The organism is Marinobacterium litorale DSM 23545 (assembly GCF_000428985.1).
GTDB classification, from domain to species: Bacteria; Pseudomonadota; Gammaproteobacteria; order Pseudomonadales; family Balneatricaceae; genus Marinobacterium_D; species Marinobacterium_D litorale.
In genome coordinates this window covers 15,594-37,328 of record NZ_AUAZ01000033.1, presented here as the reverse complement: position 1 = coordinate 37,328, position 21,735 = coordinate 15,594, and the positions used below count along the sequence as shown (strand labels likewise).

The window sequence follows — 21,735 nt, the reverse complement described above, 5'->3', positions numbered from 1 at the left end:
AACCCACCTCGCATCTGCCGCCTGCGCCTACCGGCTTACGTTTTGCCCTCGCACTGCTAATTCTCTACCAAAGTCGCAAGAAACGCTCTGTTTTGGGTCCCTGGTCCTGCTTCCTTCGATCACATTCGGTCAGTAATCCCATTGTCACTTTGGTACCTATTCCTTTAAGCCACTTATGTATCTCTTTCAAAGCACAGGAAAAATCCATCCTCTGATCAGTTTTTATGCACTCCCCGTGCGCGAATAATCATCGGTCAGCAGGGTCTGGAAGGCGGGCCCTGACTGTCATGACAAATTCATCAAGGGGATGATATGAACAACAAGAAACTGACCCGCTCGCTGCTGGCGCTGGCCGTCGCGGCCTCAGCCGCTACGGCCCAGGCTGAGATCAAGCTGTACGATCACAAGGGTACGACTTTCTCTGCCGATGGTCTGCTAAACGCTTTCTATACCTATCAGGATCAAGGGGATCAGAATGTATCCCGTGTCCGGATGGGGTTCCTGCCTAACTACATCGGTTTCAATGTAGGCAAGCAGCAGGGCGACCTGAAGCTCGGTGGCCGCTCCTCGTTCTGGGTGACTATCAACGACTCCAACGATCTGGGCACCGCTAACGCGTCCAAAACCGACACCGCTATCGATGTACGTCAGTTCTACGCCACTGTCGATGGCGATTTCGGTCAGGTCCTGTTCGGTAAGGACTTTGGTCTTTATGCGCGCAGCAACATCTTTAACGACGAGCTGCTGCTCGGCGTCGGCTTTGCGCCCCAGGGTACTACACGGACCACCTTCGGTAATATCACCACCGGTTACCCCTACGCCAACCCCAATGCACAGATTACCTGGCGCTCACCGGATCTGAACGGCTTCAAGATCGCTGCCGGTATCCTGGATCCGAGCTACGACTTCAGCACCAGCCCGGCTACTTACAGCGAAGAGCCGCGTTTCGAAGCTGAGCTGACCTATGCCCGTGCGTTTGATGGCGGCATGTTCAAGGCCTGGCTCAGCGGTGCTGCCGGTGAAACGATCGATAGCACCAGCACTACCGTTGACGCTCAGGGTGTTGCCTACGGGGCTCAGGTTGCCGTTGGCGGCTTCAAGCTGACCGCGTCCGGTTTTGACCAGGAAGGTATCCCGACCACATTCGCCAGCAATACGCTTTCCAGCGCAGCGGATATGGATTCGGATGGCTATCTGGTGCAGACGTCCTACACTTATAATGCAGTGCGTGGGGTTCTTTCCTACGGCAGTGTGGATGCGGGCGGTACCGAAAGTGAACTTTCCGCCGGGGCGCTGTTCTATGATATTAACGACAACTTGAAACTTGTCGGTGAATACAGTGTCTATGAACCGGAAGGCGGTACCGATATGGATACCCTCGCAGTGGGTGCGGTGCTGACCTGGTAATAATCATCATCTTTCAGCTTCACCGCTGGCCGCGATTCGGAACTTCCCCCCTTCATCCGGATCGCGGCTTTTATTTTTCCGGTACCGACACGCTGACTTCTACACCCGCCAGATAGCCTTTTCAGTACTCAAGTAGCATTACCTCCCCGTGTCTCCAACGCCTACAATCAACTAGAGTAAGTCTCTCCACCGTTATCGGGAGTATCGGGTTATGAATGCCCCCTTTATCAAAGAGCCGGTGAAAACCGCGCTTTCGAAGCAGCAGGATGCGAAGCTGGCGGCGCAAGAGCTGGCCGATCAATTGATGGGGCCGGACCTCGGGTTTGTGCTTTTCTTCTGTTCCGCCGAATACGACCTTGAAACGCTGAGTCGCGAGCTGCATCTGGCATTTGATGGCGTCGAGCTGGCCGGCTGCACCACGGCGGGCGAGGTGACACCGCGCGGGTACGACCGGGGCTCGATTACGGCGGTGGGGTTTGATCAAAACCTGTTTTCAATCGATGTGGCACTGATCGAATCGCTGGAGGGGTTCAGCCTCAACGATGCCCAGAACCTGGTTTCAGGGCTCGTTACCCAGAGCCGCTCGCGTCAGGTCGCTCCGATAAAAGGGCACAGCTTTGCCCTGACGCTGCTGGATGGGCTCTCCAGCCAGGAGGAGCTGGTGCTGATGACGCTGAACTCGGCGCTTGGCAGTATCCCCTCTTTTGGGGGCTCCGCGGGGGATGATAACCACCTGACCAATACCCACGTTTATCACAAAGGCCGCTTCTATACCCAGGCCGCTATTGTCGTGTTGATCTCAACGCCGCTCGATTTCGAAGTATTTACCACCCACCACATGACGTCCCTGGAGGAAAAATTGGTGGTGACCGCCGCTGACCCGGCGACCCGTACCGTCTTTGAACTTAACGCCATACCCGCAGCCGAGGAGTATGCCCGGGTGGTCGGCGTGCCGCTGGACGCGCTGGATCATAAGGTGTTTGCGCTGAACCCGGTGGCGGTTCGTATCGGCCAGGAGTACTACGTGCGCTCCATTCAGCGGGTTAACGAGGATGGCAGCCTGACGTTCTACTGTGCGGTGGAGAACGGCATTGTACTCACGGCCATGCAGCCGGGCTCGATGATCGAGGACCTGAACAGTGTCTTCACCCGTCTTGAAACCGAGGTGGGTCCACCGTTGATCACGCTGGGCTGTGACTGTTTTCTGCGGCGTCTGGAACTGGAGCACCGGGAGCAGGATCAGCGGATGTCGGAATTCCTTCAGCAACATCGTGTAATTGGCTTCAACACCTATGGTGAACAGTATGACGGTATGCACATCAACCAGACCTTTACCGGCGTCGTCATCGGCAAGCGCAACCGCGATGGATGAACAGAGCCCGGAGCAGCTCCGCGCCCGTATTTCAGAACTGGAGGCTGAAAATGCTCGCCTGAATAAAATTCGTAACGCGTTGGTTGAACGGGTCGAGGCCAGCAGTGGTTTGCGGGCAGAGCCCTATGCCGCGTTCGAACATTCGGTCATTCTGGCGGAACAGGTACGTGAACGTACCGAGGCGCTCAACGCCGCTTTGCACGATCTCAAACACAGTAACCAGGCGCTTAAGCAAGCCAACGAAGAGGCCGCCACCGCCCACCAGCGCTTGATCGACGCCATCGAAAGTATCTCTGATGCGTTCGCGCTGTTTGATGCGGATAAAAAGCTGGTGCTGTTCAATAACCGCTTTCGTGAGATCTGGGCTCTGTGCGGCGTAGACATTCAGCGCGGTATCTCCCTGTCGCGCTGCCTGGAGCTGGGGCTGGAGCGCAACCTGATTGTGGAAACCCAGGTCGGGCAGGGCGAAGAAGCCAATATCTACCGCCTCTGCAACGGTCGCTGGATGCAGATGAGCAGCCGTGAGACTGGCGATGGCGGGCTGGTAGCACTTTATACCGATATCACCGAGCTGAAAGCCTCGGAGGCAGCCCAGCGCGAGCAGGCACTGGCGCAGAAATCCCGCTTGCTGCAGAGCACCGTGGACAACCTCTCCCAGGGCGTCGCACTGGTTAATGCCGCCGGCCGCGTGGAGATCTGGAACGACCTTTTCCTAAACCTGACCGGGCTTCGCTCAGGAGCACTCACCGATGCCCCGCGCTTTGAAACCCTGATGTCCGGCTCCGAAGTGGCGTTATTGACCCCGCGCAGCCGGGACGAGCAGGATCAGCCGCTACGCGAGTTAACCCAGGAGCTAAGCGATGGCAGAGTGGTCGAAATTCGTACCCATCCATTGTCTGCAGGCGGTTTTGTAAACACTTATACCGATATCACCGAACACTCCCGATACGCCGAAACCCTGCGAGAGAGCGAGCAGTGGATCCGTTTGATCACCGATAATGTCCCCGCGTTGATCGCCTATGTGGGTGAGGATCTGCGCTACCAGTTTACCAATAAGGTTTATGATGACTGGTATGGCTGGCCGCGCGGTTCGTTGTTGGGAGAAACCATTGGCCGGGTGCACGGCGAGGCCCAGTTTGAGCGCCTGCGACCCTATGCTGAAAGGGCACTGGCCGGAGAGAGCGTCACCTTCGAGATCGAAGAGCCCAATGCGGTCGGTGAGAACCGCTATCTGCTCAAGGCCTACGTGCCCAATATCGGTACCCAGGGCAAGCCGGTGGGTTTCTTCGTCATGATCCGCGATATCACCGAGCGTCGTCGTACCGCCATGGCATTGCAGCAGGCCTATCAGAACCTGGAGCAGCGTGTGCGTGAGCGTACTTCCGAGCTGACCGACCTTAACCAGCAGCTGCGTCAGGAGATCGGTGAGCGTAAGACCATCGAGTCGCGGTTGCGGGAAGCCAAGCGCGAGGCGGAACAGGCTAATCTCTCGAAGACCAAGTTCCTGGCCGCTGTCAGTCACGACCTGTTGCAACCGCTGAACGCAGCGCGTCTGTTTACCGGTGCCTTGCTCGACCAGCCCATGCCGGAGCGCATCGGCCACCTGATCGGCTCCGTCAGTAACTCGCTGGAGGATGTGGAACGCCTGCTCAGTACGTTGGTGGACATCTCCAAGCTGGATGCCGGGGCGATCAAGCCGGATATCTCCGCATTCAATGTAAGTGAGCTGCTCAATAATATCGCCTCCGAATATACCCATATCGCTCAGAGTGAGGGCCTGGCATTCGACTCGGTGATATCCAGTGCAGTAGTCAGCACCGACCCGGCGCTGCTGGCCCGGGTAGTGCGTAACCTGCTCTCCAACGCCGTACGCTATACCGATCCCGGTGGACGCATTCTGCTGGGATGCCGTCGCCGCCCTGACGGACTGGAGTTGCAGGTTCTGGATACCGGGAGTGGCATCCCCACGGATCAGCTTGAAACCATCTTCCAGGAGTTCAAACGGGGTAAAAACACCGGTCAGGACAAGGGGCTGGGACTGGGGCTGGCGATTGTCGAGAAGATCGCCCGCATGCTCGGCCATTCGATCAACGTGCTCTCGCAACCGGGGCGAGGTTCCCTGTTCTCCATATTGCTTCCCTACGGTGAGCTGGCTCCACAGCATACCGTGCCCCAGCTTCAGCACCGTGACTTTGGTGAGGGACTGCGCGGACGTCATATCTGGATGATCGATAATGACCAGTCGATCTGCGATGGTATGTCCACGCTGCTCGGCGGTTGGGGGTGTGAGACGGTAACGGCCCTGAGTCTGGAGCATCTGCGTGAACAGCTCGCCGTGGGTACCGCGCCGCTCGATCTTTTGATTGCCGACTACCATCTCGATAACGATGTAAACGGGGTGGATGTGGTCGCCGAGATCATGCAGCAGCGGCCGGACCAGCCGCCGGTCTTGATGGTTACGGCGAACTACAGCAACGAGCTTAAGCAACAGATGCGCGAGCTCGGCTACCAGCTGATGCATAAGCCGATCCGGCCGTTAAAGCTCAAGACGATGCTCAGCCATTTGATTGATGGGTGAGGAGCGGGGAGTGTCTGATTGGGGGCTTTCCCGGCATGTGCCTTTCGGGTTCTGCCGGGCTACGGGTAGCCCGGATGGAGCGAAGCGGGAATCCGGGAAGGGGTGGCTGCCATAGCCGGAACGATTACCGCCGCAGGTAATGCGCGAAATCGATATCGCTGGCGGAGAGAATCGCCTGAACCCGGTTGTGAACGCCGAGCTTGCGCAAAATTGCGGAAACGTGGGCTTTTACCGTTGTTTCTGCAATGTTGAGGTTGTAGGCAATCTGCTTGTTGGATTCACCCTGTGCCATCCGCTCCAACACCAGCAGTTGTCTTCGGGTCAGGGAGTTGAGCAGCTCCGGTGGAATCTGCGGGTCATTCATGCGGCGATGGCGGCGGTTATCGCCGGCTTCCGAACGGATGATGTCGGAGGGCAGGTAAACGTTGCCATTCAGAATCTGTTGCAGGGCCTCGGTCATCTGAGGGCGGGGAGAGGATTTAGAGATAAAGCCGACCGCACCGCAGGTTATCGCCTGCAAAACGATCTGCTTATCATCCTCGGCAGAGACAATCACCACCGGTACTGTGGGCGCTTCATTACGCAGGGATATCAATCCGTTGAGACCATGCATGCCCGGCATATTCAGATCCAGCAACACCAGATCAAGCTCGTCATCTTCCGTGGCAAGCTTGAGGGCGGTTTCCAGGTCTTCGGTCTCGATCGTTTCCGAGCCGGGAAAGCCGGTTTGAATAACATTGGTGATCGCCTCACGGAACAGCGGGTGATCATCGGCAATCAATATTCGGTACACGTATTGATCCCTCTTATGGTGTTTATTATCGGGAGTTTCATTAAACCTGCTTAGCGCCAATGGATGAATTCAACCATCGTGGCAGCGGACCAGTACTAAAGTACTGGATTGCGGCTGCGTTTAGATATAACTCAATGTTAATTGGCGTGTATTTTGTCATAATTAGACAACTGACGACCAGAATATCCACCGACCACAGACCAAAGCCGCCGTGGTTAGTGATCGGCAGGATATGATTTTTCCGAGCTTCCTGTAACTATAGCTCCATCCAGAGGAACGCGTTTCATCATGCAACTAGAGCGCCGATTGCACCCGCGCGTGGCCACAGACCTCAGTGGTCTGGTCCGTTTTGAGGGGCAGGCTTACCCGGTCAGCCTTGTAAATATCAGCTTGAGCGGCTTTCTGATCGAAGGAGACGGGGAGCTGACGAAGCTCCAGGCACCCCCCGGATGTGGTGGGCTGGATGTGCAGCTGCGCTTTCAACTGGATGGCGAACCGATCAATGCACTCTGCCGTGTCGTGTATAAGCGCCGGTTATCGATCAATCGGACGGCGCTGGGCCTTACCATCATTAGCCTGCCCGATGACGAAGTCGCGATTGTCGATCGTTTTGTAGAACGCCATCTGCACTACTGATGTTCCGCCAGCTCGATCTGGTGGGCCTGGTATTGCAGGTTGTACAGCCCGCGGTAGATACCATCTTCCTGCGCCATCAGCTGTTGGTGATTGCCCTGTTCGGCCAGCTTCCCGTGATGGAGTACCAGAATGCGGTCTGCCCGCCGGATTGTCGATAGTCGGTGGGCAACGACGATGAGCGTGATCTGTCCGCGCAACCGCTCCAGCGCCCGCTGAACCACGGTTTCGGTTTCGCTGTCCACATTGGCGGTCGCCTCATCCAGTAACAAGATCCTGGGTTTACCGGCCAAGGCCCGAGCAATAACCAGCTGCTGGCGTTGGCCGGTAGAGAGCCGCGTACCGCGTTCGCCCAGCCAGGTATCGAGCCCGTCCGGCAAACGCTCCAGGGCCGGTGTCAGCGCTGCATCATCAACGCTTTGCCTGATCACCTCATCCGACAGGCCTCGGCCCAGGTCGATATTGTCACGGATGCTACCGGCCAGAATAAACGGCTCCTGGGGGATCAGCGCTATGCCGCGACGCATCGCATCACTGGTGTAGTCCGCGAGATTTTTCCCGTCAATACGCACCGTTCCTGCGCCGGGCCGGTAAAAGTCGAGCAGCAGGTTGATCAGCGTAGATTTGCCACTGCCTGTATGACCCACAATTCCGATAAAACTGCCCGCGGGTATCTCCTGGCAGATATCCTGTAAGACCGGCTTGTTGGGATGATAGGCGAAGGTCAGATGATCCAGCGAGATGCCACCCTCACGGATCTCGGCGATGGTGCCGCTGCTGTCACTACTTGATTCCTGAAGTAAAGATTCGACTCGCGCGCCGGCCACCATCGCCTGCTGGTAGAGGTTAAAGCGTTGGGTAATCTCCGCCAACGGCTCAGTAAAACGCCCTAAATAGTTAAGAAACGCATAGAGCACACCAATCTCGGCAATGCCCTCTACCTGTGCAAGGCCAAAGCCCCAGATCACAGCAATCAGTACAGACGCGCTGAGCAGGTCGATAGCGGGACGCAACAGATAGGCGCTGACCCGTATCGTACGTACACGGGCCTGGTAGTAGGTTTCATTGAGGGTCTCAAACTCGTTATCGAAGCGCTGTTGCTGGTTACCCGCCTGGATCACGGTCATACCGGCGATGGATTCGCTGATACGGTTGTTGATCTCGGACCGCCGCTGTCGCGTGTCGGCAACCGCCTGGCCACTGAGCCGTTGATAGAGATAGATCATCCCCAGTACCGCCGGCACCAGCGCCAGGGCGATCATCATCAGTGTCAGATCCAGCACCGCCATGGCGATCAGGATACCGATCAACAGCACCGCGTTGGTCAGTACCGTGGAGAGAAACTGCACATAGAGGTCTTTGATCGCTTCGGTGTCATTGGTGATGCGGCTCACCAGCTGGCCGGTTGCGGCCCGGTCAAACCAGGCGATGGGCAGGGTGAGTACATGCCTGAACACCCGGCGACGAATATCGAGAACCGCATCGAGTGCCATATCGGTAAACCGCAACGTCTGCCGATAGCGCAGCCAGGCCGCGCCCACTTGGGTTACCAGATAGGCCGTTAACAGCGCGCCGAGGGGCAGTGCGGCAAAGTTTGATTCAAGCAGGTAGTCATCGATATAGACCTTGGCCAACAGCGGGCCGGCCACATCGGCGGCCGTGGCCAGCAACAGTAAAATGACTGCTTTGATCAGTAGCGGACGGTCTTTATAAATGTAGCCTGTGAGCAGCGCGAAGGCGCCTGAGCGGCGTTTGTTTTCAGTGTGCATCCAGGTCCGCCTCCAGCTGCTGATAGGTCCACATTCGGGCATACCAGCCATCGGCAGCCAGCAGCTCGTCATGGGAGCCCGACTCGATGCATTCGCCGTGGGCCAGCACCATAATGCGGTCGCAATGGCTTAATGCTGACAGTCGATGGCTCACCACCAGCACCGTGCGATTATCGCCATGGCGCTCCAGCTGCTCCAGGATTCGTCGTTCGGTGCGGGTATCAACCGCAGAAAGGGTGTCATCGAGGACCAGAATCGGTGCTTTGCTCAGTAGCGCGCGGGCAATCGCCAGACGCTGCCGTTGGCCCCCCGACAGCGATATGCCGCGCTCGCCCACGGGGGTATCCAGTCCATAGGGGAAGTGCTCGATCTCCTGATCGATAGCCGCTGCACGTGCGGCTTCCATAATCTCGTCATCACTCGCGTCCGGGCGATAGAGCGCGATGTTCTCGCCCACAGTCAGACTGAACAGAAAAGGATCCTGGGGTACATACGCAAACGCGCCCCGCAGCGATGGCAACCGGTATTCGTTTAACGGCCGTCCTTCCAGTTGGATCATGGTGGGGTCAGGGCTCTCCCAGTAACGCATCAGCAGCTGTAAAAGCAGTGACTTGCCCGCACCCGTTGGCCCCGCAATGCCCAGGCGCTGCCCCGGCTCCAGCCGGAGGCTGACACCATCCAGCGCCGGTGGCGAACCGGCTTGCGGCGCAAACACCAGGTTGGTGACCTCAAAGCGCGGAGCTGTGAACTCGTGTGTGCCTTCATCGGGAATGCTGTCAGGGGTTTGCAGCAGGCGGTCCACCCGCTTCCAGGCGGCACTGCCGCGCTCAATGATATTGAGCAGCCAGCCAAAGGCAAACATGGGCCAGATCAGCTGGACCAGATAAAGGGTAAAGCCGGTCAGCTCACCCACGCTCAAACTACCGGACACCACCAGATAGCCACCATAAGTGAGTGTCAGCAGCATGGAGGCACCCATGCAGAGAAACACCACCGGTTCATACATCGCCTCGCTACGGGCTACCGCATAGTTGGCCCGTGCGGCATCCTCACTGATCTGATCGAAGCGCTCGCCATGGATCGATTCCAGGCCCATCACCCGGGTCAGCCGAATACCGGTCATCGATTCCTGAGTATGGTCGTTAAGCTCGGAGAAGCGCTCCAGCGCTTGGTGGAAGTAGCGATGGATGGAGTGACCGATGCGCTGAAACCCCCAGGCCATGACGGGAAAGGGGATTAGCGCGACCAGCGTCAAACGCCAGTCGATGACGGCAAACATCATCACTAGAACCAATACAAAGGTCAGTGCCCCATCGAATCCGGACAAAATCCCTTCGCCGGCTGCGACCTCAATAGCGTCGATATCGTTGGTGGCCTGAGCCATAAGGTCGCCGGTGTTATGGGCGGCATAGAAAGCCTGGCCTTGCCCGAGCAAGCGTTGATAGAACGATTTGCGCAAACGGTGGCCTAACCGGTAAGCGGTGCCGAACAATACCCGGCGCCATCCGATACGCAAGGCATAGATGGTGACACCAGCGCCGCCCAGGCCCAACAAAAAAGGCTCAACGGCGGACAGCGTAAGCGGAGTCTGGCTCAACGCATCGACGGCTTGTGCAACCAGCCAGGGGATCAGCATGTTGAGGCTGGCCACGGCGGCGAGCATCATCAGTGCCAGCGTATAAGTTCGCCATTGGTCCCGGAAAAACCAGCTTAAATCGCGAAAAAGGCCCATAAAATTAATATCTTTGAATGCACAGGGTTGTAGGTTACAACGGTTTACAGTACTAATGTTGGCAGGAAACAGATTTTTGCCAGTGATAACCAATAACAATTACAGAATCTTCCACCTCTTTGATTTGACGGGACAATCATGATTAACGCTCTGTCTTCGATTGCGCGCAGCCGAATCTTCTGGTTTTTAGTTCTGTTGGCCTGCGTGGTGCTCGAAGGGACGGCACTCTACTACCAATACATCCTCGATTACGGTCCCTGTGTTCTCTGTGTTCATATCCGCGCCTGGATTTTTGGCCTGGGAGCGGTCGCGTTACTGATGATGATCTTCGGCGGCCCGCTTGCCTTTCTGGGACACCTGGCATCACTGGCGTTGGGTGTCGGACTGCTCCGATCCAGCTATATAACGCTGGGCGTGGAGCAGGGGACGATTATCGACAGCTGCACCATGGATCCCGAGTTCCCGGACTGGCTGCCACTGCATCAGTGGTCACCCACCTTGTTTGAGCCCTGGGAGCCCTGTGGTTATACACCGGAGCTTGCATTCAATGTCACCATGGCAGAGGCGTTGATGGTGATTTCAGCCATTTGGGTGCTGGTGTCATTTATTCTCTTCTTTGCCAGCTTCCGCAAACCCCGCCGCGACCGCGGATTGTTTCTCTAAGCACACCTCCCCGGATTCTGCTTCACTCCAGACTGCCAAACTTGTAGCCCGGCAGAAGCCACAGGCGTACGCCGGGAACACCACCTGAGTATCTTACGCCCTCAGCCCGTAATATCCATTACACTTTTTGTTGGGCGCTGTTAAGATATTAACTTTAATGGCGAACTATCACTGATCCATGACCCAAGACGAACAGCCTATTCCATCCAACCCTGCCCGCTGGCTCACACTGATGAGCATCTGTGTAGCCACCTTCCTGATGCCGATGAGTCTGTCGGCGGTGAATGTGGCGTTACCGGCGATCGCACGTGATCTGCAGGCGGATGCGGTGTTGGTGAGCTGGGTGCCGACCATGAACCTGCTTGGTGCGGTCGCCTTGCAGCTTCCGGCCGGGCGGCTGGCCGATATGCTGGGCCGTCGTCGTGTTTTTCTGGCCGGGGTGTTGCTCTTTGCACTGAGCTCCTTGGCCGTTACCGTCATTGACGATATTCGTCCGTTATTGCTTCTGCGGCTTTTACAGGGAATCGCGGGGGCGATGATTTTCGGCACCGGTATGGCGATCATCACCGAGGTGTTCGACAGTAAGAGCCGGGGAATGGCGCTGGGATTAACGTCCGGTTCGGTCTATCTGGGCCTGACCTGCGGACCCATGATCGGCGGATGGCTGACTGAGCTTTGGGGATGGCATGCCGTCTTTCTAGCGCCTATCCCACTGACCGTGCTGACCTGGATCATGGTCAGTATCCACGTGAAAGAATCTCAGATCGCCCATGGCGAGCGCATGGACTGGATCGGCAGCGTGCTGTTTACACTGGCGGCCACAGCCCTGTTTGTGGGGATTTCCGAACTGCCATCCCTGACCGGTATCCTGCTGACGCTGATGGGGCTGGGTGGCTTTGCCGGCTTTGTATATCAGCAGGAGCATGCCCCATACCCGTTGATACGGGTCCGTCGGCTGATGGCGAATACGGTGTTTTTCCGCTCTATTCAATCCAGCTTTTTGATGTACGGGGCCAACTATCCGCTGCAGTTTATGCTTAGCCTCTATCTCCAGTATATCCAGGCGCTGTCACCCTCCGAAGCGGGTAACCTGATGCTGCTGCAGGCACTGGTGATGGTGGTGGTTGCGCCGCTGGCAGGGCGCTTGTCGGATCGGCTGGAGCCACGTATCCCGGCGACACTGGGCTGCCTGCTGTTTGGTGCCGGGTTTATCAGCCTCTCAACCCTGGATATGCATAGCTCACTGTGGCAGGTGGGGATCACGCTGATGATGATGGGGCTGGGTTTTGGCCTGTTTTCATCGCCTAACAACAATGCGGCGCTCTCATCGATTGCGGTTGAGCGTTTGGGCGTGGGTTCATCACTGCTTAACATCTCCCGCAGTTTGGGCAATATGCTGGGGATGGCTGTCGTCGTATTCCTGTTCAACTGGCTGATCGGCAATGCCCAGATTGAGCCGGAGCAGTACCCGGCATTGATGAACGCCCTGAGCATCGCGTTTCTGATCTGTGCCGTTTATACCCTGATGGCGGCCACGACTTCCTGGCGACGCGGGCGGCTCCAGCGCAGTTGATGGTTGCGTGTCGGTTAGTCACTTTCTAACAGGTGCAGCCCGTACGCTTTTTTCCGGGTTAAAGCTGATCACCGCCAATACCGTAAACAGAGCGGTGGCACCGGCGGTAATCGCCAATGCCTGTCCGTTCAGTTCCAGATAGAGCGCGAAGCGCACCAACTCCACCGCGTGGGTGAACGGGTTGTACTGACAGATCCAGTACAACCACTCGCTGGACTCGCGCATCTTCCAGAGCGGATAAAGCGCTGACGAGAGGAAAAACATGGGGAAGATGACAAAGTTCATCACCCCGGCGAAGTTCTCCAGCTGCTTGATCCGAGCCGAGAGAAACAGGCCGATGGCGCCCAGCATCACGGCAACCAGCAGCAAAGCCGGAAGCACCGCCAACAAACCCAGTACCGGCGGCTCTACTCCGGCAACCCAGGCGATACCGATAAACGCATAAACCTGCAGTAGCGAGATCAGGGCAATGGCAACCAGCTTACTGATCAACAGCCAGGCGCGGGAGATCGGGCTCATCAGTAGTACCTTCATACTGCCCATCTCCCGGTCGTAGACCATGGACAACGAGCTCTGCATCCCGTTAAACAGAAGGATCATGCAGCACAATCCCGGTGCAATGTAAGTCTCGTAGGTGATGTAGGTCTGGTAGGGCGGGATGATCGCTACGCCCAGCGCTGCCCTGAAACCAGCGGCGAATACCACCAGCCAGAGTAGTGGGCGCACCAGGGCACTGAGAAAACGGCTGCGCTGCTGAATAAAGCGCCAGAATTCGCGTTTAACCACGCCGTTAAAGGCGTGTAGGTAGGTCGCAATGTTCATCAGTCGGGCCCCTGCATGGTGAAATGCTCAAACAACGCGGCGATACCTTCGCAATGATTGGCTTCGCACAGGGAGGCACCGGTACCTGATGCCTTAACCCTTCCCTGATGGAGAATCACGGTGGGGTCCGCCGGTTGAAGCTCCTCCAGCAGGTGGGTGGCCCAGAGCACGGTCAGCTGGCGCTCGTCACAGAGTGATCGCACTGCCATATTGATCGCCTGCCGCGAGGCAATATCCAGCCCGGCGCTGGCTTCATCCAGCAACAGCAGGCGTGGTTTGTGAAGCAGAGCGCGGGCGATCTCAACCCGGCGGCGGTGCCCACCATTCAGGGCGCGTACCTTCTCCTTTTTACGGTCAGCGAGGCCAAGCCAGCTCAGTTCCCGGTCGGCACGGTGGCGGATCTCTCTGGTCGATAGGCCGTGCAGGGCACCGTGATACTCCAGGTTCTGCAGTACGGTCAGATCCAGGTCCAGCGTGCTCTGCTGAAACACAACACCCAGGCTTGCAAGAAGCCGTTTGGGTACCTGCTCAATCGAGGCGCCCTGAAACCGGATCTCACCCTGCTGAATCCGATAGAGCCGGGTAAGCAGGGCGAAGAGGGTGGACTTGCCCGCCCCGTTGGGGCCCAGCAGCGCATTAAAACGGCCCGGCTCCAGCGTCAGAGACACATCATCCAGTGCCACCCGGGCACCATAGTGATGGCTGACGTGTTCGATCTCCAGCGTGGCGGGCTCGGTCATCACGGCGACTCCAACGGGCATCAGGGCGTGGTCACCACACCCCAGGGGTAGCGGCCCACCTTGATTGAGCGCTCCACCTTGAGGTCGGCCACATTGATCACCGACACATCGCCGCTGATACCGTTGGTGGTCAGCAGATACTGGTTATCCGGGGTGAACTCCATATGCCAGACGCGACGGCCTACCAGCAGATAATCCACCACCTCGTAGCTCTTTGTGTCCACCACGGCCACATGATTCGCCGGGCCCAGCGCGACAAAGGCGTATTTGCCATCGGCGGAGAGCTTCACACCCACCGGCTGGATCTTGTCCGGGTGGATCCCTTTAATTTCGAAGTTAAGTTTCTTGATGATCTGGCGGCTGGGTACATCCACTACCGAAACCGTACCGCCAATCTCGGAGGAGGCCCAGAGCAGCTGGCCATCTTCCCGGAACTCCACGTGGCGCGGACGTTGGTCCACCAATGTATTGTCGACCAGCTCGTGGGTCTCGGTATCGATCCAGTGCAGCATGTTGGTGGTTTCGCTGGTGTTGACCGCCCACTTGCCATCGGGGCTGACCGCCATGCCCTCGGGTTCTACGCCCACCTCTATCTGCGCCAGCACCTCGTGGGTTTGTGTGTCCACCACGGTAACCAGCGCATCATCCTCGTTGGAGATATAAAGCTTGCGGTCATCCGGGTGCAGTGAGAATTGCTCCGGGTCGGCCCCGGAGGGGAGGTTGGCGATAATCTTGCGTGTAGCCAGATCCATCACCTGCACGGTGTCGGAATCACTGGCGCAGATGTAGAGCTTGGAGCCATCCTTGGACAGGATGATGCCCCGGGGCCGCTCCCCCACATCGATCGTATCAATCACTTGCCAGGTGTTTAGATCCAGCACGGAGAGCGTATCGTCCTTCTCGTTGGAGATGTAAGCCAGGCCCGCCTGAGCGTAGGAGCTGACCGTCAGCGCAGCCGCGATCAGAGAGGGAGCCAATGCACGAAATTTCATGGCGGTATCCTTTTATTCAGCAACCTGACAACGGCTCTCGGGCGCATCGAAGCCGAGAGTGTCCAGGTCGGTTTTGGGGTGGAGAAAGCCCTCTTGCGGAGAGCTGGAAACGAGTGCACGGGGGTGAACCAGCGCGATAGGCTGACGGAGTTGGCCACTCCAGTTTCTAAAGTTCAGTTTCCGCCCTTTAAAAGCAGCAAGCTCAAACTGATCTGACAAAATGTAATTTTGAAGTGTCGGCTTATCGGTGGCATTGGTCCGTGTCACCGCCTCCGCAATGGTGCGCACGGCTGCCCAGCTGGCATAATCTTTCTCGTTCATCCAGCGCTCGGCCTGTTGCTCAAAGCGACTATGCAGCTGCGCCGCGCCCCAGGCCTCGATCATTTTGTGCCAGCCTACCGGCATCATTCCCTGAGTACCGACAACCGGGCGGGGCAGGCCCGTGTTATAGGGCAAAAACTCGCCCACATCGCCGCGTTCATCCGCCACAATGACCACGTCGTACTCTTCACCGGTGGTAAACGGGGGCAGCTCCTTTTGAGCGGTACGGCGCAGGTCGGTATCAAAGCTCCAGGCTTTCTCCTCCACAATCCGGCCACCAAAGCGGTGAGCTGCACGGTTAATCGCCGCAGCAAACGCACTGTCCTCTTCGGTGTTGCTGCGCACCAGCATCCAACGGTTCCAGCGGCGCATCATCAGCCATTGAGCCAGGGCATCCGCCAGCATGGCGCGGGAGGGGATCGTGTGCAGCAGTTCGGGCAGGCACTGCTCGGTACGCAGCTTATCGGAACGACTTCCCGCGTTAATCAACAGCGCATCCAGCGGCAGCGCTTCACGCAGTCCCGCGAGTGTTGTTGCCGAAGTATTCAGAACAAAGGCTCTCACGCCCTGTTGGTAGAGCGCCAAAGCTTCCTCGCGCAGCGCCTGCGAATCGCTGCTCTGAACTTCGTGCAGTTGGTAGTGATGCTTAAGGAAACGACCGGTGGTGTTGCTGTCGGTAATTGCCAGACGGGCACCCTGCAGGCCGGCATCTTCCGGCTCCGGAATGATATTGGAGAGCACAGGGCCCGCATCGACGATCTCGCCGATGTAGCCGATCTCCATAGTCAGCGGAGTCGCTGTGGCGGCAATCGGCGCGAGCATCAGCCCGGCAAATGCCAGATGACGTGTGGTTTTCAGCATAGGTCGAACTTGTTGTTGTTATCGATACAGTCAGCTTAGGGGGCCGGCTGCGCAGTGGAAATATGCTTAAGGTCGCAAACAAATGGTACTCAAGTAGCATTTTGTCCGGCGGGGGCGGCTTTAGCATGGATAAGGAAACCAATAACAACCGGAACAAGGGGAGCCCCATGAAAAATCACATCGGCAAAGGAATCGCTGCACTTGGCGTCACCCTGCTATTGAGCGCAGGCGCCCAGGCCGCAGGAGACTTGACCACACGCCCCATGGAGCTGCCCGATCTTGTGCTGGGCAGTGAAGAGTCCGACTACTCCATGTCACACAAACGCTACGAGATGGAGACCGGGCAAGCCTACAGCCTGAAGATCATTTCCTCCGGCCGCAAAGAGTACGCGATCCAGTCCCCGGAGTTCTTCACCAAGATCTACCTGCGCAAAGTGGAAGCGGGCGACATGGAGATCAAGGCGATGACCCTGACCGAACTGGAGTTCGAACAGGAAGGCGAAGCCGAAATCTTCTTTGTGCCGATCAAACCGGGCACCTTCGAGTTCTACTCGGAGGGGCTGGAAAACAAGGGGATGGTGGGCGAGTTCATCGTTAAATAAGTATGAGAAACTGGCGGCTCCACGCGTCTATTCTTGCGCTGTTCCTCGTTGCTACACTGCTGAGCCTTGCAGGTATCATTGGACAGGCCAGGAAGGATGTGCAGCGTGAGCTGGAAGCCGCCATGGCGCAAACCAGTGCGTTGATGGCGGCTACCCTGGCGGACTCCGGTACGCTGGAAACACTGTTGGATCTAAAGTTACGCCATGTCAGGTTAACGCTCGATGGCCTCTCCGAGTCCCAGCCGTTGTCGAGCGAGGTGCCAACCTGGTTTATGCATTTGGTTTGGGCTGACAACGTTGCGTATCCAGAGAGACAGTTTCGGTTGGCAGATGGCCGCTGGCTAATACTGAGCAGCGATCCAACGGATGAAGTCGAGGAGGTGTGGGACTCAGTGCTGCAGCTGATCGGGCTGTTTGCGTCGGCGGCAGTGCTGTCAGTCCTTGCAGTGGCCTGGGGCTTACTGCGCGGGAACCGCCTCCTACGCCATTTGGTCGGTACGCTTGATCGATACCCGGCAACCCATTTTTCCACCCGTTTACGCGCTTACAATCAGCCGGAATTGAGAAAACTTTCGCGCTATCTATCCGGTATGGCATCGGCGTTGGAGTCGGAACGCCAGGACAACCAACGCCTTACTGAAGAGTTGATGACCTTACAGGAACGGGAAAGAAGTCGTCTGGCCCGTGAGTTACACGACGACCTTGGCCAATACTTGGCGGGTATTCAAGCCAGTGCGCTGTTGGTGGAAACGTGCTCCGGCAACGAGGGAAAAGTGGTCGAAACCGCCCGAAGAATTCAGACGGATTGCACCGCTATGCAGACCGGGTTTCGTCGGTTAATCAACTCCCTGCACCCTGTGGTGCTCACAGAGCTTGGACTGAGTGATGCGTTGAGCGACTTGGTCCAGCGTTGGCGAGAATCCAGCGCGATCAATTGTCATATCGAGAGCTTCAGTGCTATCCCGCCGCTCGATATCGATTCGGCGACACATATCTATCGGCTGGTGCAGGAGGCGCTTACCAACAGCGCCCGGCACGCAGGGGCGACCCGGGTGGTCGTGCGCGTCGATGGTTCCGAAAAATGCCTTCGAATATCGGTTCAGGACAACGGTTGTGGACTGGCACCGGGGGCCCGTTCAGGGGTGGGTTTACGTTCCATGCACGAACGCGCTCGCTCTCTGGGTGGGACATTGCGCCTGGAGTCGACACAAGGCGAAGGTTTGGGAGTGCTGCTGGAGTTGCCGGTCAGAAGTCTGTCTGGAGGGGTATATGCCTAAAATACTGTTATGTGACGACCACGCGGTTGTGCGTCATGGCTATGCAAGCCTGCTGGATGCGCTGCTGCCGGGTTACGAGATGTTGCAGGTTGGTTGTGGACGCGAGGCGTTCTCGGTATGGCAAAAACAGCAGCCTGAGCTCACCGTACTTGATATCCATCTGCCGGATATCAGTGGCCTGGAGGTCGCGCGCCTGATTCTGGAGCGCAAGCCCGAGGCACGTATTCTTGTGTTTTCGATGTACGAGGAAACACCGCTGGCCAACCAGGCGCTGCAACTGGGCGTTCTGGGTTATATCACTAAAAGCTGTCCGCCTCAGGTGATGGTGGATGCTGTGCGGGCTGCCTTAAAGGGCAAACCCTATGTGGAGCATGAGCTTGCGACCCGCCTGGCCTGCCAGCAGGATGGCACCGACCGGCGTCTTAAGGGTATGACTCAGCGGGAAATGGAGGTGTTTACCATGTTGGCCCGGGGGTTATCGTCGCAGCATATTGCGGAGCACCTTAATATCAGCGCCAAAACCGTGGCGAACCACACCGCATTGCTGAAACAGAAACTGGGTATCCGCTCTACAGCTGAGTTGGTCCATCTGGCATTTACCAGTGGATTAGTGCCCAGCGCTTCTTTTCAGCAGACCTCATGACCTTATGAGCGGTCTGCTTGAAAAGTCTGGCTCTCCCGAAAACTTGCTGGCCTCACAGCCGGCACTCATGAATAACGCCAGTGGCCAGTGGCCAGTGGCCAGTGGCCTTGCTTGGTACTCGCTAGGCCACCATCATAGGCCGTTTTTGTTACCAGTCGAATGGACAGGCGGTACAGCCATCCATGGCTGTATCCTGAAAGATTCCAAAGCGGATGTGCGAGCCAGTAAGATCAGCGTTCATGAGCGATGCATTATAGAGCTTAGCCTCCTGAAGGTCGGCATTGCGAAGGTCTGCGCCATCCAGCCTTGCCTTCGATAGCCAGGACATCTCCAGCGTTGCCGCATAGAGGCTCGCGCCCATCAGGTTGGCACCGGAGAATCGGCTAAATGAAAGGTCTGCACCGTCAAAACGTGCATTTACAAATGAACCGCCTTGGGCGAATAGTGCCCAGCCAGAGATGGCTGTCAGGTTGGCGTGGTCGGCCCTTACGCCCCTAAGGCTGGCTTGTTCCAGTCGTGCACGGGTTAAATCAGCCTCGCGCAGGTCAGCGCCGCTCAGGTTGGCATCGTTTAGATTGGAGTGGCGTAGGTCGGCGCCGCGAAGGTCTGCGCCCTTAAGCTCAATCCCACGCAGGTCCAGCGAGCTTAAGTCCTGATCGCGCAAATCCGCGCCATTGCACTGGGCTTTTGGGGCGGGTTCACAGGCGAAAGCGACGCTGCTGGCCAGTGCCACAAGGGCGGTAATGCGAAGAGTCTTGATCATGCTTGTCTCCCTTGAAAGTCGATGGGGGGAGGAGCTGGCTCCTTCCCCCATCGAGCCGGTAATCAGTCGAAGTCAGCCAGTTTGAATGCCCAGAATGAGCCCCCTTGAGGAACAGGTTTGGTCAGTACAGCCATATCGCCCCCCCAAAGCGGCACCGCACCACCGTAACCGGAGGCAATACCGACATATTGCTCGCCATCCATCTCCCAGGTGATCGGTGATGAGATGATTCCGGAACCGGTCTGGAAGCTCCAGAGCTCCTCGCCGTTTTCGGCATCGAATGCCTTCAGATAGCCGTCACCGGTACCGGTGAACACGAGCCCGCCCTTAGTGGTTAACACACCGGACCAGAGCGGTAGGCTCTCTTCATGCTCCCAGGCCATTTCGCCGGTTTTTGGATCGAATGCGCGCAGGATGCCGACATGATCGTCATACATACGCTTGATCCGGAAACCCTGACCCAGGTAGGCGGAGCCTTTCTTGTAGGAGACCTCTTCTGTCCAGTAGTCCTCTTTCCAGTGGTTGCCTGGCACGTAGAACAGGCCGGTGTCTTGGCTATAGGCCATGGGATTCCAGTTTTTGCCGCCCAGGAAAGGAGGGGATACCTCTATGGACTCGCCGCGCTTTTCACCGGGTGCGGGTTTGGGTGGGCGTTGGCCTTCTACTTCTACCGGGCGACCGGTTTCCTCGTCGATGTGAGTCGCCCAGGTGATACCGTCAACAAAGGGGAAGCCGCGAATAAAATCACCGTTCTCACGGTTGACCACATAGAAAAAGCCATTGCGGTCGGCGTGGGCAGTCGCCTTGATGGTTTCACCGTTGTCTTCATACTCGAACAGCACCAGCTCGTTGTTGCCGGAGAAGTCCCAGGCATCGTTGGGTGTGTGCTGGTAGAACCACTTCACCTCGCCGGTGCTCGGATCAACGGCGACCTGTCCGGACGTGTAGAGGTTATCGTAATCATGAGGGTCGCCGCCCTCGGATGTACGCTTCCAGGTGTTCCAAGGGGCCGGGTTGCCTGCGCCAACAATAATAGTGTTGGTTTCAACGTCGAAGCTGGCGCTTTGCCAGGGGGCGCCGCCGCCGTGGCTCCAGGCTTCTACCTTACCGGTGGGTGAGTTGGGATCATCGGGCCAGCTTGGTGCACGGGGATCACCTGTCGGTGTGCTCTCCTCGCCGTTGAGGCGGCCCATATGGCCTTCCACGAAGGGGCGCATCCAGACCTCTTCGCCCGTATCCGGATCACGGGCAAAGAGCTTTCCGACAACGCCAAACTCGTCACCGGAGCTGCCGTGGATTAGCAGCACGCGATCCGTCTTTTGATCCTTGATCAGAGTTGGCGCGCCGGTCATCGTGTAACCGGCCTGGTAGTCACCAAACACTTCTTTCCATACTACCTTACCGGTGTCTTTGTTCAGCGCGACAATACCCGCATCCAGGGTGCCAAAGAATATCTTGTCACCAAAAATTGCCGCGCCGCGGTTGACCACATCACAGCAGGGGCGGATGCCATCAGGCAGGCGCGCAGTGTAGGACCAGATCTCTTTACCTGTCTTGGCATCGATGGCGAACACACGGGAGTAGGAGCCGGTGACGTAGATGACTCCGTTATGGACCAGTGCCTGGGATTCCTGTCCGCGCTGCTTTTCATCACCAAATGAATAGGACCAGGCCGGTACCAACTTCTTTACGTTGTCGGTATTGATCTTGGCCATTGGACTGTAACGTTGTGCCTTGGGGCCGATGCCGTATCCCAGAACGTCTTCGGGCGTTGCCTGGTCATTGACAATGTCCTCCCAGGTAACGGAAGAGTTTGCAGCGTTGGCGGACAAAGTGGAAAGCCCGAGTGTAGCGCCCAGCGCAGCCACACGCATGATCGCTGTCAGCGGTTTCAGGTTCAGATTTTCTGTTTTTGTTGTCATTGGGATAGCCTTTTCTGGTTTGGTTAGGGGCAGCAAGCACTGCTCCAATGTCCCCTACATTCTTGCTATCACCCGCGGCAGATCAGAGGGAGCCGGGCCCTGCTAATCCGGGAACCGGGCTTGAATCACGAGGGAAAAAAACCTAATTCCAAAGCGCTGTATTCCCAGGACCTAAACAGGCAGATCCAAGGTTCTAATTCCTCCGGTTAGTATTGGATTAATCGACAAGATGAAAAAGAAGGTCGCGCCGCAGGGCAGGATACGGACGAGGC

General features: G+C 57.3%; 18 protein-coding genes. 9 read left to right on the top strand and 9 right to left on the bottom strand.

Annotation, left to right across the window (positions count from 1 at the left end):
• Positions 1 to 312: 312 nt before the first annotated feature.
• The 3 genes from G403_RS0117610 (at position 313) to G403_RS0117600 (ending at position 5,357) form a co-directional block, all read left to right on the top strand.
• Positions 313 to 1,407: a porin gene (locus G403_RS0117610; RefSeq protein ID WP_027855157.1), complete on the top strand. Its 1,095-nt coding sequence runs from the start codon at positions 313 to 315 to the stop codon at positions 1,405 to 1,407.
• A 211-nt stretch (positions 1,408 to 1,618) separates the two neighbouring features.
• Entirely contained in the window at positions 1,619 to 2,779 is a 1,161-nt protein-coding gene (gene nosP / locus G403_RS0117605; RefSeq protein WP_027855156.1) for a nitric oxide-sensing protein NosP, read from the top strand.
• Complete coding sequence (locus tag G403_RS0117600) at positions 2,772 to 5,357, top strand: hybrid sensor histidine kinase/response regulator (protein WP_027855155.1); 2,586 nt, start codon at positions 2,772 to 2,774, stop codon at positions 5,355 to 5,357. Before nosP ends, G403_RS0117600 begins: the two co-directional genes overlap by 8 nt.
• A gap of 124 nt (positions 5,358 to 5,481) precedes the next feature.
• Here G403_RS0117600 and G403_RS0117595 read toward each other — a convergent pair whose 3' ends face one another.
• Positions 5,482 to 6,150: a response regulator gene (locus tag G403_RS0117595; protein WP_027855154.1), complete on the bottom strand. Its 669-nt coding sequence runs from the start codon at positions 6,148 to 6,150 to the stop codon at positions 5,482 to 5,484.
• Positions 6,151 to 6,438: 288 nt separating this feature from the next.
• Between G403_RS0117595 and G403_RS0117590 the strand changes: the two genes are divergently transcribed.
• Positions 6,439 to 6,786: a PilZ domain-containing protein gene (locus tag G403_RS0117590; RefSeq protein ID WP_027855153.1), complete on the top strand. Its 348-nt coding sequence runs from the start codon at positions 6,439 to 6,441 to the stop codon at positions 6,784 to 6,786.
• On the opposite strand, the gene G403_RS0117585 is transcribed toward G403_RS0117590, so the two are convergent.
• Positions 6,780 to 8,552, bottom strand: coding sequence for an ABC transporter ATP-binding protein (locus G403_RS0117585; RefSeq protein ID WP_027855152.1), 1,773 nt, complete (start codon positions 8,550 to 8,552; stop codon positions 6,780 to 6,782). The two genes, G403_RS0117590 and G403_RS0117585, sit on opposite strands and share 7 nt — an antisense overlap.
• The gene (locus G403_RS0117580) at positions 8,542 to 10,284 is read right to left on the bottom strand and encodes an ABC transporter ATP-binding protein (protein WP_027855151.1); all 1,743 of its coding nucleotides are present in this window, start codon (positions 10,282 to 10,284) and stop codon (positions 8,542 to 8,544) included. Before G403_RS0117580 ends, G403_RS0117585 begins: the two co-directional genes overlap by 11 nt.
• 138 nt (positions 10,285 to 10,422) lie before the next feature.
• Here G403_RS0117580 and G403_RS0117575 point away from each other — a divergent pair, with 138 nt between their 5' ends.
• Positions 10,423 to 10,947 carry a disulfide bond formation protein B gene (locus tag G403_RS0117575; protein WP_027855150.1) on the top strand — a complete coding sequence of 175 codons (525 nt, stop codon included), beginning with the start codon at positions 10,423 to 10,425 and terminating at the stop codon, positions 10,945 to 10,947.
• A gap of 232 nt (positions 10,948 to 11,179) precedes the next feature.
• Entirely contained in the window at positions 11,180 to 12,520 is a 1,341-nt protein-coding gene (locus G403_RS0117570) for an MFS transporter (protein ID WP_245578388.1), read from the top strand.
• Between the two features lie 18 nt (positions 12,521 to 12,538).
• Here the strand turns inward: G403_RS0117570 and G403_RS0117565 are convergent, their stop codons facing one another.
• From G403_RS0117565 to G403_RS0117550, 4 genes are read right to left on the bottom strand one after another with little or no spacing between them, the layout of a single operon-like run.
• Positions 12,539 to 13,342, bottom strand: a complete 804-nt coding sequence (locus tag G403_RS0117565; protein ID WP_027855148.1) for an ABC transporter permease — start codon at positions 13,340 to 13,342, stop codon at positions 12,539 to 12,541.
• Positions 13,342 to 14,082, bottom strand: coding sequence for an ABC transporter ATP-binding protein (locus G403_RS0117560; RefSeq protein WP_036234395.1), 741 nt, complete (start codon positions 14,080 to 14,082; stop codon positions 13,342 to 13,344). Before G403_RS0117560 ends, G403_RS0117565 begins: the two co-directional genes overlap by 1 nt.
• Positions 14,083 to 14,102: 20 nt before the next feature.
• Positions 14,103 to 15,074, bottom strand: coding sequence for a YVTN family beta-propeller repeat protein (locus G403_RS0117555; protein ID WP_027855146.1), 972 nt, complete (start codon positions 15,072 to 15,074; stop codon positions 14,103 to 14,105).
• A 12-nt stretch (positions 15,075 to 15,086) separates the two neighbouring features.
• On the bottom strand, positions 15,087 to 16,256 hold the full coding sequence (locus G403_RS0117550) for an ABC transporter substrate-binding protein (RefSeq protein ID WP_027855145.1): 1,170 nt from the start codon (positions 16,254 to 16,256) through the stop codon (positions 15,087 to 15,089).
• 167 nt (positions 16,257 to 16,423) lie between these two features.
• On the opposite strand from G403_RS0117550, the gene G403_RS0117545 reads away from it, so the two are divergent.
• The 3 genes from G403_RS0117545 to G403_RS0117535 are packed head-to-tail and all read left to right on the top strand — an operon-like array spanning position 16,424 to position 18,778.
• On the top strand, positions 16,424 to 16,858 hold the full coding sequence (locus tag G403_RS0117545; RefSeq protein ID WP_027855144.1) for a cupredoxin domain-containing protein: 435 nt from the start codon (positions 16,424 to 16,426) through the stop codon (positions 16,856 to 16,858).
• A gap of 2 nt (positions 16,859 to 16,860) precedes the next feature.
• Positions 16,861 to 18,135, top strand: a complete 1,275-nt coding sequence (locus tag G403_RS0117540) for a sensor histidine kinase (RefSeq protein ID WP_036234393.1) — start codon at positions 16,861 to 16,863, stop codon at positions 18,133 to 18,135.
• Positions 18,128 to 18,778, top strand: coding sequence for a response regulator (locus tag G403_RS0117535; RefSeq protein ID WP_036234391.1), 651 nt, complete (start codon positions 18,128 to 18,130; stop codon positions 18,776 to 18,778). Before G403_RS0117540 ends, G403_RS0117535 begins: the two co-directional genes overlap by 8 nt.
• Positions 18,779 to 18,926: 148 nt before the next feature.
• Here the strand turns inward: G403_RS0117535 and G403_RS0117530 are convergent, their stop codons facing one another.
• Together G403_RS0117530 and G403_RS0117525 are read right to left on the bottom strand one after the other, a co-directional pair.
• On the bottom strand, positions 18,927 to 19,541 hold the full coding sequence (locus G403_RS0117530) for a pentapeptide repeat-containing protein (protein ID WP_027855141.1): 615 nt from the start codon (positions 19,539 to 19,541) through the stop codon (positions 18,927 to 18,929).
• Between the two features lie 62 nt (positions 19,542 to 19,603).
• Complete coding sequence (locus tag G403_RS0117525) at positions 19,604 to 21,463, bottom strand: methanol/ethanol family PQQ-dependent dehydrogenase (protein WP_027855140.1); 1,860 nt, start codon at positions 21,461 to 21,463, stop codon at positions 19,604 to 19,606.
• Between the last annotated feature and the right edge of the window lie 272 nt (positions 21,464 to 21,735).